The sequence below is a fragment of the Fretibacterium sp. genome, from assembly GCF_057312375.1.
In genome coordinates this window covers 1-3574 of the sequence record NZ_DBHLDX010000106.1, presented here as the reverse complement: position 1 = coordinate 3574, position 3574 = coordinate 1, and the positions used below count along the sequence as shown (strand labels likewise).

Below are 3574 nucleotides of genomic sequence, written 5' to 3'. Positions count from 1 at the left end.
AACAAGAGCACCAGCTTCCACGAGTTCGGGCACCACGTCCTCAACAAGATGGTGGAGTTCAGCGGTCTGGAGGGTGTCGATCCTCAGCTTGCTGAGGACGTGAAGACGATCCTCGAGGAGGCTGGGGTCTCCCGCGAGGCGTTCGACGCAGACACGGACGGCGCCAAGACCAAAGCACACGAGTTCTTTGCCAGAGGCTTCGAGACGTACTTGTCCGAGGGCAAGGCCCCGACAGCTCGGCTGCGGGACGCCTTCCGGCGCATCCGCAACTGGATGATCGAGGTCTACAACGACACGGCGAAGGCCCTGGGCATCAAGCTCTCCGATGAGATGCGCGGCGTCTACGACCGCCTGTTCGCCTCGGACGGGGCGTTCGGAGATATCTACGGTGCGGAGGACGTGAAGGCAGGGACGAACGCCCCGGCTCAGACGCAGGAAACGGTCACGACAAGGACCCGGAAGGGCGTGGAGGTGGAGCGGAAGGTCCGCGACACGAACAATGACACCCGGATGATGGACCTGCTCAACAGCCCGAACGTCGTGGCGAAGCGGCACGGGAAGTTTCGGCCGTTCTTCGGCATGGCGAAGGAGGCCGTCGAGAAGCAGGAGCGGATGCGGTCAAACTGGAACAAGGCCGTGGATGCGATCTACGGCAGGAAGGGTCGAGGGGGGCTTCTGAGCAAAGAGCAGGTCTCGCTTTTTAACGAGACGCTGCTGGAGGGAGATGCCCTGGGAAAGGCTTTCTCGGCGGAGGAGTTGAGAGAGCGAGGCTTCGACAACAGCATGGCTCGGGCCTACCGTCTCGTGCGCGGGCTCTACGACAACGCGCACCGGATGCTCAGCGCCCAACGGAACAAATACGGCAAGGAGGACGTCGCGTACCGCGAGGGCTACGTCCCCCACTTCTTCCACGCCTGGCGTGTGCTGGAGGATGGGAAGATCGTCACGAGCTTCCGCTCCATGAACGAGGCGATCAAGGCCGCGGAGAAGATGAAGAAGGAGGGCGAGAACCGAAACATTCGGGTGGCTCCTGCACTGGACGACTTCGGCGGACGCGGGAAGTTGGACGCCGTGACGCTGGGGGATATGCAGTACTTCAAGCTGATGGGGAACGTCGAGAAGGCGATGGACCTCTCCCCAGAGGAGGCGCGGGGGCTCCTGGAGGGCGCGGCCCGGATGAAGGGCCGGTCTCGCGTGTTCAAGAACGCCTGGGAGCGCAAGGGCGTGGCTGGGTTCGACACCAACATGGAGTACGCACTTCGGCATTACCTGAACCTGAGCGCCCGGTACATCGCCATGGACACGCTGAAGCACGACGGAATAAACCTCTTCGAGCGGACGTTCGGGCGGTTCGACAACGACCACAAGGGGCTGGCGCGTTACACCAAGGACTACATCAACGACGTGCTGGGCGTGCCGTCGAACGTCGAGCAGACTCTGAACAACTGGGTGCGGAACAGCTGGCTGGGGAAGTACCTCCCCAACGTCATCGGGGACCGTCCGGCCACGGTAGCCGCCAACAGCATCGCCAGCCTGGTCGCGCACTGCAAGCTGGGGGTCCTGAACATTGCGTCGGCTGCCATGAACCTGTCGCAGCTGAACGGAACGCAGGCGATCATCGGGCCGACCTGGACCGCAAGGGCTCTGGCGGAGTACCTGCACCCAAACCAAATGACGCTGCGCCTCTACGCCGACGCTGGGGTGGAGGAGAACATCACGGCGGAGAACCCCAGCGGCTACAGCAAGGTCCACCAGGCGCGGGGGCTCCTGGCCGATACCTCGATGATGGCGTTCCGGCTGGTGGACGGCATGGCCCGCAAGGTCACGCTGATCGGCGCGTACCGCAAGGCGCTGTCCGAAGGGATGGACCGATCGGCGGCTATCGAGTACGCAAAGCAGGTCAACGACGACGTAAACTTCGACTACTCCGTGGCGGATGCACCGAACTTCATCCGGCGCACCGGGCCCATCGGGAACCTGCTCTTCCAGTTCAAGAAGTTCCCGGTCAAGATGCTGGAGCTGGCCCTGCCGGGGGTCGGGAAGCTGAAGGGCTGGGAACAGGCGAGGTTCTGGGCGCCCATGGTCGTGCTGTCCGGGGTCTTCGGACTGCCGGGGTTCGACCTTCTGAAGGACTGGCTCAAGAGCATCTTCGGGAAGGACCTCGAGCTGGAGACCAAGAAGCTGATCGCCGAGAGCCCCCTGCCCGAACCGGTGAAGCGGACGATCCTGTATGGGGCGCTGTCGAACCTGGGCATCGACGTCGGGCGCCGCGCAGGCATGGGGGACTTCTTCCCCAGCGAGCTGAAGGACTTGACGGGGCCTGCAGCGGCGACCGCCGCGCGGGTCGTGGAGAGCCTGCCGAAGATATTTGACGACGGAAACTTCATGGACACGATCGAGGCTTTATCGCCGGGACTGGCCAACCCCATCAAGGCCTACATGGGCGAGACGCGGGACCGCCGACGGGACCGGGTGGCGTTCCAGTACAAAACGATGGGGGAGCGTGTAGCCCGCGCCACAGGCGCGCGTCCTATCCGGGAGGCGATCGAGAACGACGCCGTGCGGATAGCGCGGTACGAGCAGCAGAAGCGCAGTGCTGCGGAGGCGGACGCCATCGACGACTTCCTGCGGGTTGTGAATACGCCGGGGACTCCGAAGTACGAGGCGGCACGGAAGCGTCTGGCGGAGCTCCGAATCGCACCGGAGCGAGTGCGGGCGGAGGGGATGCGCCGTCGCGGGGCGAATGGTGGAGAATCCACCGCCTACGAGCGGGCCATGCGCGGGGCAAGGACGCCGAGGCGGCATGAAGATTACAGGTCTATGCAGAATTATGCAGGCATGTGGAATTGAGGAGGAGGATGTGCGGTGCCCGAATATCAGGTTATTGGAGGCCAGGTCGTAACAAGGGGGCCGGCGGGGGTCGGGACTCTGGAAGGGTTGATCGCGGACCTTCAGGCCGTAAAAGTCGCTCTCGCCCTGAAGGCGGAGAAAACGGAGTTGCCGGAGGTATTGGACACCCTCGACAGCGAACGGGCGGATGCGGCGCTGTCTGCGGCTCAGGGGAAAACACTGAAAACGATGATCGACGCCGTCCCCGTAACAGAGATCGTGAACAATCTGTCCGCGGGGGGGACGGACAAGGCGCTCTCCGCGGCTATGGGGAAGAAGCTGAACCAGGCGATTGCGAAGAAGCTCAGCCAGGATGATGTTCTGGACGTTCTGGACAGCGATCGGACTGACGCTGCGCTATCCGCGAAACAGGGGAAGGCACTGAGCCAGGCTCTGGCGGCAAAGGCTGACCTGGTGGATGGGAAGGTACCACTCTCCCAGCTGCCGCCGGGAGGGGCAGGGCCTTCCGTCGAGGTCATCGATGCTCTCGACAGCAACCGGGCGGATGCAGCGCTAAGCGCGAGACAGGGCAAGGTGCTGGCCGAACTGATTGATGGTGGAATTCCCAGGGGCTTCATTGGTATGTGGAGCGGTCAGCTCTCGGAGATACCTAGCGGATGGGCGCTCTGCGATGGGCAGGACGGCAGGCCAAACCTGCTGGGGAAGTTCATCCGCGGGGTCCCCG

General features: G+C 63.6%; 2 protein-coding genes. Both read left to right on the top strand.

Annotation, left to right across the window (positions count from 1 at the left end; all coding sequences use genetic code 11):
- Window positions 1-2850: hypothetical protein (locus tag ACO41U_RS10110; protein WP_485943679.1), on the top strand; the 2850-nt coding region annotated here is incomplete at its 5' end.
- Window positions 2851-2865: 15 nt separating this feature from the next.
- Window positions 2866-3574: hypothetical protein (locus ACO41U_RS10105; RefSeq protein ID WP_485943677.1), on the top strand; the 709-nt coding region annotated here is incomplete at its 3' end.